Genomic DNA, 20,509 nt, shown 5'->3' with positions numbered 1-20,509 from the left:
CGCCCGCCCGAAGCCGCTCGTGCCGCAGTCCCGCCGGGCGGGGCTGCGGCACGAGGGGGGGTGTCAGGGCTTGAGGATCAGGCGGATCGGGTTGCCCTGCTTGGTGTGCAGGCGTTCGACGGCCTCGGCGGCCTGCTCCAGCGGGAGGACGTCGCTGACGGAGCGGGAGAAGTCCAGGCGGCCGCCGGCGGCGAGCGAGATCAGCTCGGGGACGGCGTTCTCGCCGGAGCCGTAGTGGCCGAGGATCTGCTGCTGGAGGTAGGAGAAGCGGACGCTGTTGGTCACCGTCAGCGGCTGGTCGGTGAGCCCGACGAGCACCAGGCGGCCGTGCGCGCCGAGGACGGTCAGCGCCTGCTCGCGGACGGCGGGGACGCCGGCGAAGTCGAACGCGACGGCCAGGCCCGCACCGCCGGTCGCGGCGCCGATCTTGGCGGCGAGCTCGGGGTCGGCCGAGTCGAGGGCGAGGTCCGCGCCGAAGGCGAGGGCGCGTTCGCGGGCGGCGGGGGAGGGGTCCACGGCGATGACGGGGTTGGCGCCGATGGTGCGCAGCAGCTGGACGCCGTGCGCGCCGAGCCCGCCCACGCCCCAGACGCCGACCGGCTCGGCCGGGCGGACCTGGGCGGTGAGGGTGATGGCGCCCCAGGGGGTGGAGACCGCGTCCGGGATGATCGAGCCCTGCTCGAAGGGGATGGACTCGGGCAGCCGGATCAGGGTGTCCTTGCGGGCGAGCGCGTACTCGGCCCAGCCGCCGTCGTAGTCCACGCCGCGCGTCCAGGTGATGCCGTCGCGCTTCTCGCCGGCCTGCAGGACGACCCGGTCGCCGACCTTCCAGGCGCCCGCGTCCTCGCCCAACTCGGCGACCGTGCCGGAGACTTCGTGGCCGAGGGTGACGCTCTCGCCCTGGAGGTAGAGCGGGGTGAGCGAGCCGTCGATCAGGTGGACGTCGGACAGGCAGACGCCGGCCGCCTCCACCTTGATCAGCACCTGGCCGGGGCCGGGGACGGGACGCTCCACCTCCTCGACGCTCAGCTTGCGGGTGGGCAGGTGCAGGCGGACGGCACGCATCCGGGCCATGGTCGATCCTCTCCGGCCGGCGGCGAACTGTCGGCGGCCTCGTTGCCGCAGCCGCCCTGCCGAGATATCGCAAGGCGACTTGCATTGCTGAGGCTACGACGCCGTTCGACGCAATGCAAGGAGGCCTGCGTTAGGCTTCGGGTGTGTCGAATTCGGGTGTGTCGAACGAGCAGAACACCGGCGCCGGGAACGCGGGGACGGCCGCGCCGACGCCCCTGCGCCGACGCGGCGCGGCCATGCGGCGGGCCGTGATCGACGCGACGGTCCACCTGCTCGCCGAGGGCGGGCTCGAAGCCGCCAGCGTCTCGGCCGTCGCCGCGCGGGCCGGCGTGCACGAGACCTCCGTCTACCGCAACTGGGGGACGCGCGAGCAACTCCTGCGCGAGGCGCTCGCCGACTACACCGACCACGCGATGCCGCTGCCCGACACCGGCAGCCTGCGCGAGGACCTGCGCCAACTCCTCACCGCCCTGGCCGCGTTCCTCGACACCCCCGAAGGCCCCGCCCTGCTCCACCTGAGCATCGCCCCGGCCACCGCCGAGACCCGCAGCGGCCGCGACGCCTACTGGGCCGAACGGCTCCAGCGCGCCGAACTCCTGCTCCACCGGGCCGCCGAACGCGGCGAGATCCGCCCCGACGCCGACGCCCATGCGGCCGTCGAGGCGCTGATGAGCCCGCTGTTCGCCCGCCACCTGCTGCTCGGCGAACCCGTCACCCCGGCCTTCCTCGACTCCCTGGTCGACCTGGTCCTCGACGGCCTCACCCGCCGCTGAGCCCGCCGCTGAGCCCGTCCGCGCGCCCCCTGTTCGCTGCCCGCGCCGCCCTCCCCCACCGGCCCGTTGCCTGCCGGAGCGCCCACGGCGCGGAAGCACAAGATCTGCGGCCCTTCCACTTTCCCCGCCCGCCGGGTGACTCTTGGAGCAGCGCATCGCTGACGAAGCGTCACATCACCTACTCCCGAAGGGCGTTGCCATGGGCGAGGAATGGTACGTGGACGACCGCTGCACCGGCTGCGACGTGGCACGGCAGCTCGCACCGGGCCTGATCCGACAGGTCGGCCGGGGCTCGGAGATGGTGCGGCAGCCGCAGGACGCCGCCGAACTGGCGCAGGTGAACGCCGCCGCGTTCGCCTGCCACACCCGCTCGATCCGCCGGCGTTCGGGACCGCTGGACCCGGCGGCCGACCCGTTCCCGCTCGCGATCGACGAGAACGTGCTGCTCTGCGGGCACAACTCGCGCCGGACCGCCGCCGCCAACTCCTACCTGCTGCGCCGACCGGACGGCACCGTGATGATGATCGACACGCCGCGCTGGGCGGAGTCGCTGGCCGACCGCTACGAGCAGGTCGGACGGATCACCGACGTGCTGCTCACCCACCAGGACCACGCCGTGCACGGCCGCCGCTGGGCCGACCGCTTCGGCGCCCGACTGTGGATCCACGAGGGCGACCTGGCGGCCGCGCCGGACGCCGACCGGGTGCTGCGCGGCACCGGGCCGACGGAGATCGCCGAGGGCGTGGTCGCCCACCCGGTGCCGGGGCACACCCGCGGCAGCGTGCTGTTCCTCGCCGACGGGCGGTACTGCTTCAGCGGTGACAGCCTCTACTGGTCGCGCACCGTCGGGGCGCTGGCGGTCGCCGAGCACGTCACCTGGTACTCCATCGAGGAGCAGGCCGCCTCGCTGGCCCGGGTCGCGCCCCGGCTGCGCTTCGAGTGGGTGCTCCCGGGGCACGGCGACCGGATGCGGCTGCCGTCCGCGCAGATGGCGGAGCAACTGCGCGCGGTGGTCGACCACGCCGCCCAACTGGTGCCCGGGCCAGTGGACTTCGCCGCTCACCAATGGTGACCGACGCCGGATCGGCGGAGCCGGTTAGGGTGGCCCGATGACCATTCGGGTGATCGTGCTCAACGGCGGTTCCAGCAGCGGGAAGACCAGTCTCGCGCGCTCGCTCCAGGCCCAACTGCCGGAGCCCTGGCTGATCTTCGGCATCGACGGGCTGATCGACGCGATGCCGCTGGCGCTGCTCCAGGGCGACGCCGGGATCGACCTCGGCGGTGACGGGACGGTCGCGGTCGGTGGTACCTTCCGCCGGCTGGAGGGCGCCTGGATGGCCGGGGTCGCCGCCACCGCGGCGGCGGGCGCGCCGGTCATCGTCGACGACGTCTTCCTCTCCGGCCGGAACTCTCAACTCCGGTGGGTCAAAGCCCTGTTGAACCTCGATGTGCTCTGGGTCGGGGTGCGCTGCGAGCCCGCCGAGGCCACCGCCCGCGAACGCGCCCGCCCCGACCGCACCCCCGGCATGGCAGCCGACCAGGCCATCCGGGTCCACCACGGCGTCCACTACGACCTGCAGGTCGACACCACCCGCACCCCACCCGCCGACTGCGCCCGCGCCATCGTCGACCGCCTGGCCCGCCCCGGCACCTGAACCCCCGCCGCCCCGAACGGGCCTGTCGGCGGCCCCCGCTAGCGTGCAGTGGTCCCAGGCGCCCACTGTTCAGCGAGGTTCGCGATGACCGTCCGTTTCCCGGCCGAGTGGTGCAACACCGATCTCGGCGAGTACCGGGACTGCGCCGCCACCTACGAGTGGTACCCGTACGACAGCGTGCCGCCGCTCGACTCCGCCCGCTTCACCGGTTCCTTCGACTGGCTGGGCGGCCCGAGCGGCCGGTCGTCGGCCCTGGCGGACGAAGTGGAGATCCTCGACGCGGCGGTGCGGCGGCTCGGACTCGCGCTGCCCGCCGACTTCCTGGCCTACCACCGCGACGAGCGCCTCGCCCTGTCGCTCGACGCGGTGTCGCCGACCGCCTGCTGGCAGAACTTCTCGATGCCCGTCCCGAGCCCCGTCGAGCCCGGCGCGTACCTGGTGCGGTTCCTCAACGACCAGCAGGACTGCGTGATGTGGTACCTGTACCTGCGGCCGGGTGGCGAGAGCTTCGTCGTGCACTCCTGGAAGGACCTCGAAGGCGAATGGGAGGACGAGCCGGAGGAGGGCGTGGGAGGGCCGATCGGCTGGTGCGCGCCCTCGTTCGAGGAATTCGCCTACCGCTACTGGATCGAGGGCCGGATCGCGCTGGCCGGCTACCGCGGCGAGCCGTTGGACGACCCCCAACTGCTGTCCTACGTCGAGCACTACAGTGAGCAGGCGTTGGCGGACTGAACAGATGGATATGGCAAGGAATTTGACGCTCCATTAGAGTCTCTTGCCACGGGGGTGGGGCTGGGATGGAACCGGGCACTGCCGCGCCGAGCGACACCTCCGTGGTGAGGGTGCTCGGTTCGGACGGCCGGCCGGAGGGGGCCGGGTTTCTGGTCGGGCGGCGCGAGGTCGTCACCTGCGCGCACGTGGTGGCCCGGGTCCTCGGGGTCGCGGCGGACGCCCCCGGTCCGCCGGACGGGCGGCTGGAGGTGGACTTCCCGCTGGCCGCGCCCGGTCGGCGGATGACCGCCGAGGTGACGGGCTGGACGCCGATCGAGCCGGACGGCTCGGGTGACATCGCGGTGCTGCGGCTGACGGAGGCCGCGCCCGCCCGGGCCGCCTCGGCCCGCGTGGTCGAGCAGGGCGCGGCCACCGACCGGCGGGTGCGGACCTTCGGGTTCCCCGCCGGCCACGACGACGGCGTGTGGAGCGTCGGCTGGCTGCGCGGCCGGACGGCGGCCGGCTGGTACCAGTACGACACCGACCCGGCCGGGCAGCACCGGGTGCAGCCCGGCTTCTCCGGCGCGCCGGTGTGGGACGTCGCCGAGGGCGGCGTGGTCGGCATGGTGGTCGCCGCCGACGGCGCGGGCGGCGGCCGGAGCGCGTACCTGATCCCCACCGAGACGCTGCGCGCCGGCCGACCCGAACTGGGCGCGGCCGCACGGCCGGTGAGCCCGTTCCGGGCGCTGGAACCGTTCGAGGAACGCCACGCCGACCGCTTCCACGGCCGCGAACAGCTCGCCGGGCGGATCGCCGAACAGCTGGCCTGGGCTCCCGTCCTCGGCGTGGTCGGGCCGTCCGGCTGCGGAAAGTCCTCGCTGCTGCACGCCGGAGTACTGCCCCGGCTGCGCGCGCAGGACGGCCTCCACGTGATCACGCTCCGCCCCGGCCAGCACGGCCGCGGCCCCGTCGAGGCACTCGCCACCGCCCTGCTGCCCGCCCTCGAACCCGCCCTCACCGAGACCGCCCGGCTCGCCGAACTCCCCGCCCTCACCGAACGGTTGAGGGAGGGCAGGCTCCCCGAACTGACCGACCGGCTGCTCGCCCGGCAGCGCAAGGACCGGCTGCTGCTGATGCTCGACCAGTTCGAGGAGGCCCTCGGCGCCGCCGACCTCGACCCCTTCGCCGCCGCCCTCGCCACCGCGCTGCGCCCCGGCTCGCGACTGCGCGTGGTCACCGTCCTGCGCAGCGACTTCCTCACCGGCGCCCTCACCCACCCCGGCCTGGCCCCGCTGTTCGGCGGCGACCGCCTGGTCACCGTCGGCGCGATGACCGACAGCGAACTGCGCACCGCCGTCGAACGCCCGCTCACCGGCACCGGCGCCCGGTACGAGGCCGGGCTGGTCGACCGCATCCTCGGCGACCTCGGCAGCGAACCCGGCCGCCTGCCGCTGCTCGCCTTCACCCTCGCCGAACTCTGGGACCGCCAGCAGCACGGCGTGATCGGCCACGCCGCCTACGAGGAACTCGGCGGCGTCGGCGAGGCCCTGGCCCGGCACGCCGAACAGCTGTGGACCGGCAGCCTCACCGAGGACGAGCAGCACGCCGCCCGCGCCCTGCTCGTCCAACTGGTGCAGCCCGGCGGCGACGGCACCGCCCCCACCCGGCGCACCGCCGCCCGCTCCGACCTGAACGACAGCCAGTGGCGGATCGCCCAGCGCCTGCTCACCACCCGGCTGATCGTCCCCGGCGCCGACCACCTCCCGGTCGACGGGCCGCCCGAGGAGACCGTCGAACTCGCCCACGAGGTGCTGCTCACCCACTGGGGCCGGCTGCACGACTGGTTCGAGGCCGACCGCGAGTTCCGCACCTGGCAGGAGGACCTGCGCCGCCGCATCGCCCGCTGGCAGGCCGACGGCCGCCCCGCCCGTCGCCTGCTGAGCGGCGCGGACCTGCGCGACGCACGCGCCTGGCAGGCCCGCCGCGACAGCGAACTCCGGCCCGCCGAAAGGGAGTTCGTCAAGGCGAGCACGCGCGGCAGCCGCCGCAGGTGGACCGCGGCGGTCTCCCTGACGGCCGTCCTCGGCCTGCTCGCCGTCCTCGGCGTCCGGGCCTGGCAGGACGGCATCCGGGACAGCGCGGCGACCACCGCGTCACAGGTGCTGGTGCAGCAGTCCCGGGACGCCGAGAACAGGTACGACGCCAGCGGCGGCGAGTACGTCGCACTGCTGCTGGCGATGCGCGCCCACCGCACCCGCGACACCGCGCAGACCCGGGCACGGCTCGGTGAGATGTACGCAAAGTACGGCTTCGCCGACCTGCTGGCGCCCAATCAGCCGAGCACCGAGACAATGCTCTCCGGCCCGATCGCCGGCCCGGCCGTGTCGACGCTGGCCGACGCGTCCGGTCGGACGATCGTCGGTCGGACGGCGGACGGCGCGGTGATGGTGCTCCGCCTCGACGCCGACGGCGTGCACCGGCAGCCCACCGGCCACCAGGCCGCCGTGATCGGGGTCAGCGCGGACGGTTCGGCCCTGGCCATGGCGCGGAGCCCGCTCCCGCTGCTCCCGACCGTGGGCTCGGACCCGCCGGACCCGCGGGGGCTGCCGGCGGAGCTGTACGACGTACGGACCGGCACCGTGCGGGAACTCGAACGGCCGCGCGAGGGCGACGCGCTGAGCTGGGACCCGAAGGAGCTCGAACTGCTGCCGGGGTGGGAGCCGCCCGACTTCGACTCGCTCGGCCTGGGCGCCGTGACCCTGCCGACCCAGTACGCCCAGTTCGCCTTCACCGCCGACGGCGCGCTGCTGCTGGCCCGCACCGGCCTGTACGGCGGATCGGGCCGGCTGGTGCTGTGGGACACCGCCACCGGACGGATCAGGAAGGTGATGCCGGCCCCCGCGGAGCTGGACGGCCGGCTCTGGCTCGGCGGGAACGGCGACACCCTGCTCAGCCTGGGGGACACCTTGGGCCCGGGCGGGGTGGTCGTCCACTCGCTCATGCTCTGGGACCTGCGCGGCGACACGCCCACCGGGCAGGAGCTCCTGCGCCGGGAGGAGAACGGCAGCGGCGGCCTGGCGATCGGCGTCAGCCCGGCGGGCGACCGGGCCGTGGTCGCCGAGACCCGCATCGAGGGCCCGCAGGCCGACCACCGCCTGACGGTTCGCGAACTGCCGAGCGGACGCGTCCTCGACGAGACCACCAGCGCCCAGGCCAAGGCGATCTCCGGTGTCGCCATCGCCTCCGGCGGCTCGCACGCCGTGCCCTACTCGTTCGACCTGCCGTTCCCCGGCGGTGCGCCCGACGACGGCCCGATCCGGTCGCTCGTCAGCCTCTGGACGCTGGACCTGCTCGGCGCCGAAGCCGAGCCCGTCGCCCTGATGACCGGTCACGGCGTGCTCGCCCTGGTGGCCGGCCGCGACCCGCTGAGCCGTCTGCCGAAGCCCGGGCAGCGCGCCGACGCGGCCGACGCCGGGCAGCGGATGGCCGCGCTCTGCCGGGCGCTGGGCGACGAGACGCTGCCGGCCGACGTGGCCGAGAAACTGCCGCCCGGCGCCCATCGGGGACCGGTGTGCACCTGGAAGAAGGAGAAGCATGGCTGACGGAACACAGCTGGTCCGAGTCCCCCTCGGCGGCCCGGAGGACGCGGGCGGGCACGTGGTGCTGGAGGTGGACACCGCCGCCGCGGGCATCGTCCGGGCGGCCCGGCCCGGGGAGATCGCGGCGACCGCGACCCGCACCCTCACCGAGAGCTTCGACCAGGTCCGCGGCGCGGCCGCCGCGCTGCTGGAGCGCCTCACCACGCTGCCCAGCCCGCCCAGCAGCGTTGAGGTGGAACTCGGCGTCAAGATCAACGCCGAGGCCGGGGCAGTGATCGCCAAGACCGCCGCCGAGGGCAACTTCACCGTCAAGCTGACCTGGGAACGCCCCGCCGACCCCCACTGAGTCCGGGGCACTCGCCCGAGGCGGGCAACCGTGTAGGGCAGGGCGGTGAACGCGTGGCGGGGGCGGTTTGCCGGGCGTGGGGGGAGACCCATGTCTGATCCATGACGCCGTACACACAAATGCTCTTGGCAGACGGTCTGAAGATCGACTGGGCCAAGATGCCCACCTACAACACGATCATGTCGGTCGCCGCCGGCGCGGGCCTGCTCCTGGTAGTGGCACTCGGGCGCCAGCTGCTCACCCGAGGGCGCATCCCCGCGCCGGACGGCTGGGCGCTGGCGTTCGGCGCGCTCGGGTTCACGCTCGTCGTCACCGGCCTGCACATGACGCTGACCTGGCCGCTGGCCGGCCAGGGCTTCCCGTTCGACAACATCATCTTCGGCGAGCCCGCACTGGCCTTCGGGGTGTTCCTGCTCGCCGCCTCCTTCTACCTCTGGAAGCGCGCCGCCGAGTTCGCGGCCGAGGACGGCATCGAACGGACCGGCCGGGTCGCGCTGCCGATCTCGGTGTTCGTCTTCGGCATGGGCCTGGCCTGCTTCGGCATCGCCGCCGCGGGCTGGAAGTACACGCTGTTCGCCGCCCCGCCCGAGGAGCCGATCTCCGGGGAGTTCGCCGACTACCCCTGGCTGGAGGCCAGCTTCATGTCCGGCCTGTACGTGCTGGTCGGCATCGGGGCGCTGCTGTTCCCGTTCGCCCTGCGCAGCCCGCGGACCTGGCTCAGCCCGACCATCGGGGTGGTCTGGGGCCTGTCCGGGCTCGCGTTCCTGCTCTTCGGCGGGCTGAACTACTTCACCCACATCGGGCTCATCGTCAACACCATGTGAGCCCCCGTCACGGCCGGCCGGAGCCACCCCGCGAGGAGGGCTCCGGCCGTCGGCGTGCCAGGACGCGGCCGCCGGCGGGTCAGTGCGCGCCCACGGCCGCCGGCGGGTCAGTGCGCGCCCACCGCCGTGATCTTGACGACCGCGCGGCCCTCCTCGTCCGAGCCGTACAGGTCGACCTCGGCGGAGATGCCCCAGTCGTGGTCGCCGTTCGGGTCGTCGAAGATCTGCCGGACCCGCCACAGGCCCTCGTCCTCGACCTCCTCGATCAGCAGCATCTTCGGGCCGCGCGCGTTCGGGCCGGTGAACAGGTCGTCGTACTCCTCCCAGTACCCGTCCATCGCGTCCGCCCAGCGGTCCGCGTCCCAGCCGTCCTCGCCGTCCAGCTCCGCCAGCGCGTCGTAGTGCTCCAGCGCGCACAGCTCCACCCGGCGGAACAGCTCGTTGCGGACCAGCACCCGGAAGGCGCGCGAGTTCGCGGTGACCGGCGCGGGCTTGTCGTCCAGGCGGACCTCGCCGGCCTCCGGCTCGGTCGGGTTGGCCAGCGCCTCCCACTCGTCCAGCAGCGAGGAGTCGACCTGCCGGACCAGCTCGCCCAGCCAGGCGATGACGTCCTTCAGATCATCGGTCTTGATGTCGTCCGGGACGGTCTGCTCCAGCGCCTTGAACGCGCCCGCCAGGTAGCGCAGCACGATGCCCTCGGTCCGCGCCAGCTCGTAGAAGCCCACGTAGTCGGTGAACGTCATGGCCCGCTCGTACAGGTCGCGGACCACCGACTTCGGCTGCAACGGGTGGTCGCCGATCCACGGGTGCGCCCGCCGGTACACGTCGTAGGCGTGGCCGAGCTGCTCCTCCAGCGGCTTCGGGTACGTGATCTCCTGGAGCCGGTTCATCCGCTCCTCGTACTCGATGCCGTCGCGCTTCATCTCCGCCACGGCCTCGCCGCGCGCCTTGTTCTCCTGCGAGGCGAGGATCTGCCGCGGGTCGTCCAGCGTCGCCTCGACGACCGAGACCACGTCCAGCGCGTAGGACGGCGACTCCGGGTCCAGCAGGTCGAACGCGGCCAGCGCGAAGGTGGACAGCGGCTGGTTCAGCGCGAAGTTCTCCTGGAGGTCGAGCGTCAGGCGCACCGTGCGGCCCTCGGAGTCCGGCTCCTCCAGCTGCTCCACCACGCCGCCCTCCAGCAGCGAACGGTAGATGGCGATCGCGGTGCGGATGTGGCGGCGCTGCGCCGGGCGGTCCTCGTGGTTGTCGGTGAGCAGCTTGCGCATCGCCTCGAACGCGTTGCCCGGGCGGCCGATGACCGACAGCAGCATCGCGTGGCTGACCTTGAAGCGGGACACCAGCGGCTCCGGGTCGGCGCCGATCAGCCGCTCGAAGGTCTCCTCCGTCCAGGAGACGAAGCCGTCCGGGGCCTTCTTGCGGACGACCTTCTTGCGCTTCTTCGGGTCGTCGCCGGCCTTCGCCAGCGCCCGGTCGTTCTCCACCACGTGCTCCGGCGCCTGCGCGACCACCTGGCCGACGGTGTCGAACCCGGCCCGGCCCGCGCGCCCGGCGATCTGGTGGAACTCGCGCGCCCGCAGGATCCGCACCCGCTGGCCGTCGTACTTGGACAGCGCCGTGAACAGCACCGTGCGGATCGGCACGTTGACGCCGACGCCGAGGGTGTCGGTGCCGCAGATCACCTTCAGCAGGCCGGCCTGAGCGAGGCGCTCCACCAGGCGGCGGTACTTCGGCAGCATGCCGGCGTGATGCACGCCGATCCCGTGCCGGACGTAACGGGACAGATTGCGGCCGAACTTGGTGGTGAAACGGAAGTTTCCGATCAGTTCGGCGATCGCGTCCTTCTCCTGCTTCGAGCACATGTTGATGCTCATCAGCGACTGCGCCCGCTCCACCGCCTCCTTCTGCGTGAAGTGGACGACGTACACCGGCGCCTGACCGGTGTTCAGCAGCTCCTCCAGCGTGTCGTGCATGGTGGTGCGGCGGTACTCGTAGAACAGCGGGACCGGGCGGGTCGCCGAACGGACCACGGTGGTCGGGCGGCCGGTGCGGCGGGTCAGGTCCTCCTCGAAGCGGCGGACGTCGCCGAGCGTCGCCGACATCAGCAGGAACTGCGCCTGCGGGAGTTCGAGCAGCGGGATCTGCCAGGCCCAGCCGCGGTCCGGCTCCGCGTAGAAGTGGAACTCGTCCATCACGACCTGGCCGATGTCGGCGCGCGGGCCGTCGTGCAGCGCGATCTGCGCCAGCACCTCGGCGGTGCAGCAGATGATCGGCGCGGTCGGGTTCACCGAGGCGTCGCCGGTCATCATGCCGACCTGCTCGGTGCCGAAGATCTTGCACAGGTCGAAGAACTTCTCCGACACCAGCGCCTTGATCGGCGCCGTGTAGAACGTCCGCTTGCCCTCGGCCAGTGCGGCGAAGTGCGCGCCCGCCGCGACCAGGGACTTGCCGGAGCCGGTCGGCGTCGCCAGGATCACGTTGTTCCCGGAGACCAGCTCGATCAGCGCCTCCTCCTGGGCGGGGTAGAGAGTGATGCCGCGCTCCGACGCCCACTCGGCGAAGGTCTCGAACAGCGAGTCGGGCGTGGCGGGTTTCGGCATCAGGTCCAGGAGGGTCACCCCGCTATCTTGCCCGCCCGGCATGACCATGGGCAAAGCTCGCCCCCGCACGGTCCGCCCGCGCCGCCGCCGGGCCGTCCCAGTGGTTTCCGTCCGTGTCCGCCCGCTCGCCGTGCGTCACGGGAGCGATCGCGGAACGATCGGAAGCGCCCGCCCCCGGACCGTCGGGGGCGATTCCACGGAAGGACACCCATGCGCAGACGAACGGCCGGCCTCGGCCTCGGACTGGCGGCCGCCGCCCTGGTCGCCACGGCGGCGGGCCCGGCCGCCGCGTTCAGCGAGATCGTCACGGCGACCGGCTCCCCGAGCGGCGTGATCGCCATCTGCCCCGACGGCATCAGCCCCACCGACGTGCACGTGACCAACGGCGACGGCACCCCGCTCGGCGCCGGGCAGCGCGTGCGCACCACCGCCGTCGGCGACACCGGCGTCGGCGCGTGGATCGCCCCCTACCAGGGCTCCCCGCCGCCGCCGGCCTCCATCCGCCTCACCGTCACCTGCTCCGACGAGCACTGACCCGCCCCCGGCGGGCCGGGTCGGGTGCCCTACGGGCAGGTGACGACCTGGCCCGCCCAGGACAGTCCGCCGCCGAACGCGAACAGCAACACCCGTGCGCCGGAGGGAAGTTCACCGCGCTCGACGAGCTTCGCCAGCGCCAGCGGGACGGACGCCGCCGAGGTGTTGCCGGAGTCCACCACATCCCGGGCGACCACCGCGTCCTCGGACAGGCCCAGCTTCTGCACCAGCGACTCGATGATCCGCAGGTTCGCCTGGTGCGTCACCACCCCGTCCAGCTCGGACGGGCTCAACCCGGCCGCGCGGCACGCCTGTTCGGCCAGCGCCGGCAGCTCGGTGGTGGCCCAGCGGAACACCGCCTGCCCGTCCTGCTCGAACGTCGGCTGCCACGAGCCCTGCAGTCGCACCGCGCTCGCCCGCGACGGGTCCGACCCCCACACCACCGGCCCGACGCCGGCCTCCGTGCCGTCGGTCGCCGACAGCACGGCCGCGCCCGCGCCGTCGCCCAGCAGGATGCAACTGCGGCGGTCCGTCCAGTCGGTGACGTCCGACATTTTCTCCGCGCCGATCACCAGCGCGTGCCGGGCCGCGCCCGCCCGCAGCGAGTGGTCCGCCAGCGAGAGCGAGGTGCAGAAGCCCGCGCAGCCGTTGTTCACGTCGAACGCCACCGCCGACGGGATGCCCAGCCGGCCCGCGACCTGCGCCGCGATCGACGGGCACCGGTCCATCGCGCTGCACGTCGCCACCGTGACCTGCCCGATCTGCGCCGGATCCAGCCCCGACGCCGCCAGCGCCTTCCCGGCCGCCGCCGTCGCGAGATCCGCCACCGACTCCTGCGGCCCCGCGATCCGCCGGGTCACGATCCCGGTCCGCCGCCGGATCCACTCGTCGTCGGTCTCCACCATCGTCGCCAACTCGTCATTGGTCAGCACCCTGCTGGGCTGGTGGTGTCCGAGACCGGCGATCCGCACTCCGGGCATGGCATTCCCCTTCCGCGACAACGGCCGCCGGCCGGTGCCGGAGGCAACGGCCTGGAATATAGCAACCGACCGATCGGAAGCTAAAAGCCCGCCCACCCACCGGACCCGCCGGCAGCGGTCGACACCCGACCGGGGCGAGAACCCCTGCGACGGTCGCACCGGTGTGCGGCCGAGGGGCGGCTGTGACGGGGGTGAACGCGCGAGAAGTGTCCGCGCAGACCGGCGACTTGAGGCAGGATGGAGCCGTGCCGAGCAAGTCAGAAAAAATTGAACTGAGCGAACCCGAACTTCGTGAGATCGCGGGCTACGCGGCCGACTGTGCGCGCAGGACGTTGTCGATCTTCGAGCAGAGTCTTCCCGCTGACGGGCGCCCTCGCGACGCCATCGACGCGGCACTCGTCTTCGCCGGGGGCGGCCGGCGCACGGCCGCACTGCGGCAGAGCGCGTGGGCGGCGTTCAGGGCTGCACGGGAAGCCACCTCACCCGCTGCGGTCGACGCGGCACGAGCGGCAAGCCACGCGGCCGGCGCTGCCTACCTCCATCCCCTGGCGGACGCGCATCAGGTGAAACACATTCTCGGAGCGGCAGCGCATGCCGCACGAGCAGAAGAGCTGGTGTCCGGGGGAGACCCGCGGGTCGGTGCGGGCACCCTGGAATGGGCGCGTCGCCAGGCACCACCAGCGGTCACCGCGGTGCTCGGCCGGATGCCCGCCGCACCTCCCGGAGGCGGGCGGGTGGGGGAGTTCATCCGCGATCTCGACGCCGCCCTCCGCGTCTGACGACGACCAGGTACGGCGGCAGCGGACCACCACCTTCCCCCGCAACGAACCGCACCCGATTCAGTGGGGGACTGCCCTTTCTGCCGGCCGATTTCGAGCGGGCGCGGCCGGTGCTGCGGCAGAATCCCTGGATGATCGGCAACCGGATCACCCATCGCGTCGCGGACGGCGTCCGCATACCCGGCACCTGGCGGCACGCGTTCATCTGCAACGGCGGGCAGTACTTCCTGACCGACCTGTTCATCTACGCCGACGGGCTGATCGACTGCTGGGGCCTGGTCACCGTTGAGGAGTTCGAGGAGAAGCTGCGCAGCGGGTGGGTGGCCACCGGCTTTCCGGAGGGGGCCGAGGCGTCCGCGCACGAGCTTGCGGACTGGAGGTTCGGCGAGCCGGAGAGCTGGATCACCCCCGAGCTGCTGGTCGCCGAAGTCCTGGACGCCATCGACCAGTTGAACGGGCGGCCGGACTCGACCGGCCGCTGTCTGGCCGCCGTCGAGGTGTTCCTCGCCGACCGGACCGAGGAGAACCGCGCCGCGGCCCGCGCCGCGTTCCTGGCCGTCCCGGAGTCGCAGCGCCGCTTCGCGCTGGGCGACATGGACCGCAAGGACCGGCCGCTGCGGATCCTGGTGGCCGGGCCCGGCGGGCGGACGTACCTGCCGTTCGACGGGGTGGTCGGCCAGGAGAGTTACGAGGAGGCCCTCGGGTACTTCGAGGAGCGGGCGCGGTGGATGGCCGAGCGCGCCGCCCGGGTCCCGGCGGACGGGCCGGAGGCGTCCTTCGCCCCGGCCGTCAAGCTGCCGCACTCGTACCCGAGGGAGCCGGTGGATGACCCCGGCAAGACCGGCCTGCGCCACGACTACCCCGCCCCGATCACGGTGGACGGCGTCACCCACCGCTCCGTCGCCCACGCCTACTGGGCGCTGTCGGTCGCCGATCCCGGCACCCGGGACGCGATCACGACAGCGGAGACCGGCGGCGCGGCCCGCCGGATCGCGGCCGGCGCCCCGCGCCGCGAAGGCTGGGAGCACGCCAGGACCGCCGTCCTGACCCGCCTGCTGCGCGCCAAGTACCGCCAGCACCCCGAGCTGGCCGCCGTCCTGCTGGCGACGGACGACGCCACCTTGATCTACGACGACATGGACTCGGCGTTCTGGGGCGACAACGCCGGACGGGGCCGCAACTGGTCCGGGCGGCTGCTCGAACTCGTCCGCTCCGAGCTGTGGGCGGAGCAGGCGGGGATCTTCGAGCGGTGAGACCCGGGCTGTCGTAGCGGCTTGCCATACTCGCCGCCGTGACGATGAGCGAAGCGATCAACGCGGTACTGGAGTCCCGGCAGGGCGAGTTCGTGCTCGTCGGGCAGCTGGCCGCCCGGGGGAACGTCTCGGTGTGCGGGCTGGACGCGAGCGGCTGGTTCACGTTCGCCGAGCTGGGCGACGGGCGGCACGACGTCCACCTCGCGTACGAGTGGAGCGAGGAGCACGGGGCGACCGTGGCCGCCGTCGCGCTGCTCGCCGCCGGCGCCGGCCCGCGGGCGGTGGCGGACGCCGAGTGGGAGGAAGTGTCCGACGACGTCAACGAGTTGAGCGAGCACGCCGCGGCGATCTCCTCCAGCACCCCGGGCAACCTGAGCATCGACCGCGCCCTGCACCGCACCCCCGGCTTCGCCCGTGCGGGGGACCCGGTGGCCCACGCGGTGGCCGCGTTCCGGGCGCAGCAGGACGCGGGCTCCCGGACGCCGCTGCTGGACGTGCTCGTCGACGAGGAGCGCGGCGCGAACGCGCTGGTGTTCCCGACCCGGGCGTTCACCTCGAACAGCATCCTGATCGGGCGCAGCGCCGACGGTGCCGGTGTCGGGATCGTCTGGTCGCAGTTCGGCGACTGAGCCCCCGGCGGCCCTCTCCGCACGTCAGCCCGGTCACCACGTAGGATGCGCGGACCGGACCGGACCAGGATGGAGGGGGAGCGATGAGCCCGCGCAGCACCGTGGCCGAGGCCCGCCGCACCCGGGCCCGGATCATCGACCGGAGTGTGGCACTGGCCTCGGTGGACGGCCTCGAAGGGCTGACCATCGGACGCCTCGCCGCCGATCTCGGTCTCAGCAAGGCGGGCGTCCTGGGCCACTTCGGCACCAAGGAGGCGCTGCAACTCGCCACCCTGGAACGGGCGTCCACGCTCTTCACCACCCTCGTCTGGGAGCCGGCCGCGCACGCCGAACCCGGGCTGCCCCGGCTGCGGGCGGTCTGCGAGAGCTGGATCGCCTACCTGGAGCACGCGCGCGAGATCTTCCCCGGCGGCTGCCTGTTCACCACCGCCGCCGTCGAGTTCGACGCCCACGACGGCCCGGTCCGCAGGAACGTGGCCCGCCTGCTGCTGGTCTGGCGCCGCCGCCTGGCCGGCGAGGTCCGACTCGCCGTCGAGGCCGGCCACCTGCCGCCCGACACCGACCCGGAGCAGATCGTCCACGAGCTCACGGGCATCTACCTGGCGCTCAACCAGGCCCTCCAACTCCTCCGCGACCCCCTCGCCGCCACCCGCACCCGCCACGCCCTGAACCGCCTCCTGCCTGCTGCCGCCTGACGCTTCCCACCGCCGACCGGCCCGTGGCGTGCTGCAAGAATCCGGGGCATGACGGGAGAGCTGCGGGAGATCTTCGAGCGGGCCGGGTGCGAGGGCGCGCTGTGCGTGCGGGAGGTGGGCGGGGAGGGCGAGGTCGCGCTGGACGCGGACCGGGCCGTGGTGCCCGCCTCGGTGTTCAAGGTGCAGGTCGCGCTGGAGGCCGAGACCGCGTTCGTGGACGGCCGGTTGGACGGGCGGGAGCGGGTGACGCTCGGGGCCGCCGGGCGGACGATCGGGCCGACCGGGACGGCGCTGTTCGAGGACGATGCGGTGCTGTCCTGGCGGGACGCGGTGTCGCTGATGCTCACCATCAGCGACAACCCGGCCACCGACGCGCTGCTGCGGCGGCTCGGCGTCGGCGCGCTCAACGCGACGGCCGCGCGCCTCGGCCTGCACGGCACCGTGGTCGAGTCCGACCTGCGGACCCTGTTCGACAGCATCGGCGAGGACCTCGGCCGCGCCGACTGGGCCGGCCTCCAGACCTGGGCCGCCGGCGCCCCGCCCGAGGAGCTGGCCCGGCTGCACGAGCGGCTGCCGACCACCCGCGCCCTGGACGCGGTGCGGGGGAGCCGGACCACCCCGCGCGACATGGCCGAGCTGCTGCGCCTGATCTGGACCGACCGGGCGGGCCCGGCCGCCGCCTGCGCGCGGGTGCGGACGGTGATGGCGAGCCAGCTGACCCGGCACCGGATCGCGAGCGGGTTCCGCCCGCCGGTGCGGGTCGCGGCCAAGAGCGGCGGCCTGCTGCGGGTGGTCCGCAACGAGATCGGCGTGGTCTCCTTCCCGGACGGCCGCCAGTACGCCGCCGCCGTCTTCACCCGCTCCCGGCCCGATACGGACGACGCCGCGATCGACCGCGCCATCGGCGAGGCCGCCCGGCAGGCGGTCGCGGCCCTGCGGGGGTGAGCGGTTCAGGCGGTGGTCATGACCTCGAACAGGTTGCCCGCCGGGTCGGTGAAGTACAGGCCCCAGGCGCACAGCGGATGGTCGCTGCGGCCGTTGTCGGGCGCCGGCGGCCCGCAGCCGGTCGAGGATGCCGTCGAAGGTGTCCGGGTCCACGTCGAACGGCCGGGTCGGGCACGGTCAGGGACCCGGTTCCCGAGTGGAGTTGACGCGCACGGGGGGCTAATACGCCAGTGTGGCTTTGCGATCTGTGCGGTGAAGGGGGCGGAGAGCCGGCGCCGGTAGTGGCTGCGACGGGCTGTGGTCCGGGGTCGCCGGCGCCGGGCTGACCAGGCCGGCAGCATGTTCGGGGTGGCGCTGGGCGGATCGAGCAGTGTCCCGAGCAGACGGCGGATCTCGGGGACTGACAGGTCGATCGGGTCGCTGCTGCGAACAGCGCGGTTGGGCTGAGCGGGTCTTGGAGGTGTCGCGTCGGCGCCCAGGACGTAGCCGATCCCGCAGGCTTCCAACAGGGCCCGCAGGACCGGGTCTTGGCCGTAGGCCTCGTCGCCGGTCGCCGGTCACCCACGAAGCGGTGACCCCGGCCCCGAGTGCCGCCCGATCATCTGCCCGGACAGCGTGGGCTTGGTCGCGAACCTCGCCCGGTCAGGGACGTCCACGCGGGTGCGACGCTCGGCGTCCTCGCACCAGGCCTGCTCGGGAAGGTGGAGCCGGCGATCGGTCAAGGCCCGCCCGTGACGCGAGGCGTAGGTGAGGAACACGTCGACCTGGCAGTTCTCGATCCGTCCGGCCCTGCCGGTGTACTGCCGCTGCACGCCCGTCGTCCTGCGATCCTTCCTCAAGAACCCGGTCTCGTCGACAATCAGCACGCCGTCGTCGGCACCGAGGTGCTCAACCCGACGGAGCCTTCCCGCGATCCTCGACATCGCCTGGTCGAACATCGCCCCACCACCGGGCGGCCGCCGTGTTTTGGCCTGCGGCCGCCGTACGATCACCATGAGTCCACCCAACCCTTGATGATCACGCGGTGGCCGTTCCCGTTCCCGGCATAGGCCACAGCATCTCAACCCCGCCATCTGTCACACAGCAGCCAGAGCACTCGCTGGCCGGCGTGATGACGCCAGAGCCACCATGGCAGCAGCCGGTGCTCCACGAAAGACCACAGGTCATCGTCGGCTTCGTTGCCGCGAGGGAAGCCGCGCAGCAGATTGAGACATCGTTGATCCACGACGCGGTGCAGCCGGGCCACATGGGCCAGGGCAACAACGCCCTGCCGACGGATCTCCGGATCATCAGCCGACATCGCCCGAGCGACCTGAGACAAGATCGCATCTGCGTTGTCGTGATTCAACGCCAGAAAGATCACTGCCACCCCGACATGGGGCTCACCCCGGTCGAAGGCGGCGTCGACGTCGTCGGGGCGCTCAACCCATCGCAATGTTGACGCGTCCTGCCAGTTCAGAGCCGGTGCCACATCGGCAGAGCCACTCTCATCGGTGTCCATGATCCGACCTTACCGAGCGCCACTCGGCGAGACCCCGGCTCGCCGTCGCTCCCGAAGCCCCACCGCGTACCAACAAGATCGCGAAGCCGAGCTGGAGTACCAAGACGTCGTTTCTCTTGGTGCCAGGGGTTGTTGAGTGGTCGTGGAGAGCCTTGTTGAGCGCCTGGTCCCGGACGAGTTGTGGGAGTTGTTTCGACGGGTGGTGTCACCGATGGTCGTTCAGCGTCCGCAGGGCGGTGGCCGACGGCGGGCCGGAGACCGTGAAGTGCCGGCCGCGATCGTGTTCGTGGCGACCTCGGGCTGCACCTGGCGCCAGCTCCCGCCGGTCCTCGGGGCCTGCCGGCAGACGGTGTACCGGCGTTTCGCGACGTGGAGCCGCGAGCGGGTCTGGGCGCGGCTGTACCGGGTCGTCCTGGACGAACTCGGCGCCCAGGGCGAGCTGGACTGGTCGCCGTGCGCCACCGACTCGGTGAGCATCCGCGCCCTCAAAGGGGGCCACTGACCGGACCGAATCCGACTGACCGCGGAAAGAACGGATCGAAGGTCCACCTGCGGCGGTGGCAGCGGTCACGCGGTGTCGTCCCGCGCATCGCCCGCCGTGGAGTCGAGTCCTCCCAACGGCTGGGCCGCCACCGCTGGGTCATCGAACGCACGATGTCCTGGCTCGGCGGGTGCCGGCGTCCGCACCGGCGCTACGAGCGCAAGGCCGAGCACTTCCTCGCCTTCGCCGGCATCGCCGCAGCCCTGATCTCCGCGCCCCGAACCCTACGACGCACCCCCGTCAGCGGGTCCAATGGTTTGTCCCAGGCTCAGCGTCGCCGCCTCGGCCCAGTTGACTGTGCCGGTCTACGGCATCGCGCCGGCCAAGACCACTACTGCGGCCGTCGATACGGGCACGAACGCGAAAGTGGTTGGTGCCGGCCGCACCGCCGGTGCGTGGTGGAACGGAGTGCGCGTCACCGAGCAGAGCGTCGGCGCCGTCTCCGCCTCCACGGTCGACTTGTCCCCCGCCGCCGGAGCGGCCCCGCTCTGCGCAGGCGACATCGGGGCACCGCGACATCGCCGCGTTCCTGACCACCGGTCAGTACACCGCCCGTGACACCGACAATCGCCTTGCGGTCACCCGGATCATGTCCACCGGCGGTCCCGAGGTCCACGCCGCCGCCCAGGCCGCACTGTCCGGTCCGGTCTCGCGCCTCGGCGCATTACCCGCCGTTGGCTTGCCCAAGGCACAGCAGCGCGACGCCGTGACCGCGGCGCATGTGGTGACTATCGCCTCGTACCTGCAGGACGCAGGCGGCGGTACGGCTCTCGCCCGCCAGCATGCAGCCGAGGCCGCCGAGTTCTACGCCACTGCGCGTGGCGCGGCCAACGAGGCCGGCGGCCATGCCGAGCAGGCTCAGGCTTCCGCCGCCGAGGCCGACGAGTGGGCCGTCAAGGCCGCCGAATCCGCCCGTCAGGCCAAGGAGGCCGCGGACAAGGCCGCCGCGTACGCCGCCCAGGCGCGCGCCTTCGCCGTCAGTGCGGATGCGGCGGCCCGCAGCGCCGACTACTCCGTCTCCAGCGCAGGCCCGCCAGGTCGCGACCGACGCCAAGGAAACCGCTGACAGG

General features: G+C 73.0%; 19 protein-coding genes and 1 pseudogene. 15 read left to right on the top strand and 5 right to left on the bottom strand.

Annotated features, from left to right (window positions below):
* Positions 1-63: 63 nt before the first annotated feature.
* A complete protein-coding gene (locus tag ACWEMJ_RS02735; protein ID WP_452135111.1) occupies positions 64-1,074 on the bottom strand; it encodes a zinc-binding dehydrogenase in 1,011 nt (336 codons plus the stop codon).
* Positions 1,075-1,310: 236 nt separating this feature from the next.
* Between ACWEMJ_RS02735 and ACWEMJ_RS02730 the strand changes: the two genes are divergently transcribed.
* The 7 genes from ACWEMJ_RS02730 to ACWEMJ_RS02700 all read left to right on the top strand — a co-directional run bounded on the left by ACWEMJ_RS02730 (position 1,311) and on the right by ACWEMJ_RS02700 (position 8,982).
* Positions 1,311-1,847 (top strand): TetR-like C-terminal domain-containing protein, encoded by a 537-nt coding sequence (locus ACWEMJ_RS02730; RefSeq protein ID WP_452135174.1) that lies wholly within the window; start codon positions 1,311-1,313, stop codon positions 1,845-1,847.
* A gap of 199 nt (positions 1,848-2,046) precedes the next feature.
* Positions 2,047-2,919 carry an MBL fold metallo-hydrolase gene (locus tag ACWEMJ_RS02725; protein WP_452135110.1) on the top strand — a complete coding sequence of 291 codons (873 nt, stop codon included), beginning with the start codon at positions 2,047-2,049 and terminating at the stop codon, positions 2,917-2,919.
* Positions 2,920-2,956: 37 nt separating this feature from the next.
* A complete protein-coding gene (locus tag ACWEMJ_RS02720) occupies positions 2,957-3,502 on the top strand; it encodes a chloramphenicol phosphotransferase CPT family protein (RefSeq protein WP_452135109.1) in 546 nt (181 codons plus the stop codon).
* Positions 3,503-3,586: 84 nt separating this feature from the next.
* Positions 3,587-4,234: a hypothetical protein gene (locus ACWEMJ_RS02715; protein WP_452135108.1), complete on the top strand. Its 648-nt coding sequence runs from the start codon at positions 3,587-3,589 to the stop codon at positions 4,232-4,234.
* A gap of 65 nt (positions 4,235-4,299) precedes the next feature.
* Entirely contained in the window at positions 4,300-7,815 is a 3,516-nt protein-coding gene (locus ACWEMJ_RS02710; RefSeq protein ID WP_452135107.1) for an nSTAND1 domain-containing NTPase, read from the top strand.
* Complete coding sequence (locus ACWEMJ_RS02705) at positions 7,808-8,158, top strand: CU044_2847 family protein (protein WP_452135106.1); 351 nt, start codon at positions 7,808-7,810, stop codon at positions 8,156-8,158. Before ACWEMJ_RS02710 ends, ACWEMJ_RS02705 begins: the two co-directional genes overlap by 8 nt.
* 119 nt (positions 8,159-8,277) lie before the next feature.
* Positions 8,278-8,982, top strand: a complete 705-nt coding sequence (locus ACWEMJ_RS02700) for a DUF981 family protein (protein WP_452135105.1) — start codon at positions 8,278-8,280, stop codon at positions 8,980-8,982.
* A 107-nt stretch (positions 8,983-9,089) separates the two neighbouring features.
* On the opposite strand, the gene ACWEMJ_RS02695 is transcribed toward ACWEMJ_RS02700, so the two are convergent.
* Positions 9,090-11,624 (bottom strand): DEAD/DEAH box helicase, encoded by a 2,535-nt coding sequence (locus ACWEMJ_RS02695; protein WP_452135173.1) that lies wholly within the window; start codon positions 11,622-11,624, stop codon positions 9,090-9,092.
* A 168-nt stretch (positions 11,625-11,792) separates the two neighbouring features.
* Here ACWEMJ_RS02695 and ACWEMJ_RS02690 point away from each other — a divergent pair, with 168 nt between their 5' ends.
* On the top strand, positions 11,793-12,116 hold the full coding sequence (locus tag ACWEMJ_RS02690) for a hypothetical protein (protein WP_452135104.1): 324 nt from the start codon (positions 11,793-11,795) through the stop codon (positions 12,114-12,116).
* 29 nt (positions 12,117-12,145) lie between these two features.
* On the opposite strand, the gene ACWEMJ_RS02685 is transcribed toward ACWEMJ_RS02690, so the two are convergent.
* Positions 12,146-13,096, bottom strand: a complete 951-nt coding sequence (locus tag ACWEMJ_RS02685) for a beta-ketoacyl-ACP synthase III (RefSeq protein WP_452135103.1) — start codon at positions 13,094-13,096, stop codon at positions 12,146-12,148.
* A 245-nt stretch (positions 13,097-13,341) separates the two neighbouring features.
* Here ACWEMJ_RS02685 and ACWEMJ_RS02680 point away from each other — a divergent pair, with 245 nt between their 5' ends.
* The 5 genes from ACWEMJ_RS02680 to ACWEMJ_RS02660 all read left to right on the top strand — a co-directional run bounded on the left by ACWEMJ_RS02680 (position 13,342) and on the right by ACWEMJ_RS02660 (position 17,397).
* Positions 13,342-13,875 (top strand): putative immunity protein, encoded by a 534-nt coding sequence (locus ACWEMJ_RS02680; protein ID WP_452135102.1) that lies wholly within the window; start codon positions 13,342-13,344, stop codon positions 13,873-13,875.
* Between the two features lie 131 nt (positions 13,876-14,006).
* A complete protein-coding gene (locus tag ACWEMJ_RS02675; protein ID WP_452135101.1) occupies positions 14,007-15,128 on the top strand; it encodes an NADAR family protein in 1,122 nt (373 codons plus the stop codon).
* Positions 15,129-15,166: 38 nt separating this feature from the next.
* Positions 15,167-15,757, top strand: coding sequence for a hypothetical protein (locus ACWEMJ_RS02670; RefSeq protein ID WP_452135100.1), 591 nt, complete (start codon positions 15,167-15,169; stop codon positions 15,755-15,757).
* A gap of 83 nt (positions 15,758-15,840) precedes the next feature.
* Positions 15,841-16,452: a TetR/AcrR family transcriptional regulator gene (locus tag ACWEMJ_RS02665; protein ID WP_452135099.1), complete on the top strand. Its 612-nt coding sequence runs from the start codon at positions 15,841-15,843 to the stop codon at positions 16,450-16,452.
* A 48-nt stretch (positions 16,453-16,500) separates the two neighbouring features.
* Positions 16,501-17,397 carry a serine hydrolase gene (locus ACWEMJ_RS02660; protein WP_452135098.1) on the top strand — a complete coding sequence of 299 codons (897 nt, stop codon included), beginning with the start codon at positions 16,501-16,503 and terminating at the stop codon, positions 17,395-17,397.
* Between the two features lie 557 nt (positions 17,398-17,954).
* Here the strand turns inward: ACWEMJ_RS02660 and ACWEMJ_RS02655 are convergent.
* Both ACWEMJ_RS02655 and ACWEMJ_RS02650 read right to left on the bottom strand, forming a co-directional pair.
* Entirely contained in the window at positions 17,955-18,392 is a 438-nt protein-coding gene (locus ACWEMJ_RS02655) for a transposase (protein ID WP_452135097.1), read from the bottom strand.
* Between the two features lie 65 nt (positions 18,393-18,457).
* On the bottom strand, positions 18,458-18,898 hold the full coding sequence (locus tag ACWEMJ_RS02650; RefSeq protein ID WP_452135096.1) for a hypothetical protein: 441 nt from the start codon (positions 18,896-18,898) through the stop codon (positions 18,458-18,460).
* A 136-nt stretch (positions 18,899-19,034) separates the two neighbouring features.
* Between ACWEMJ_RS02650 and ACWEMJ_RS02645 the strand changes: the two are divergent.
* Positions 19,035-19,660, top strand: a pseudogene (locus tag ACWEMJ_RS02645) (transposase); the annotation flags it as partial.
* Between the two features lie 152 nt (positions 19,661-19,812).
* A complete protein-coding gene (locus ACWEMJ_RS02640; protein ID WP_452135095.1) occupies positions 19,813-20,505 on the top strand; it encodes an ALF repeat-containing protein in 693 nt (230 codons plus the stop codon).
* The last annotated feature ends 4 nt before the right edge of the window (positions 20,506-20,509 follow it).

The organism is Kitasatospora sp. NPDC004531 (genome assembly GCF_053602195.1).
Note: the sequence above shows the minus strand (reverse complement) of the source record. Positions and strands in the feature narration are given on the sequence as shown.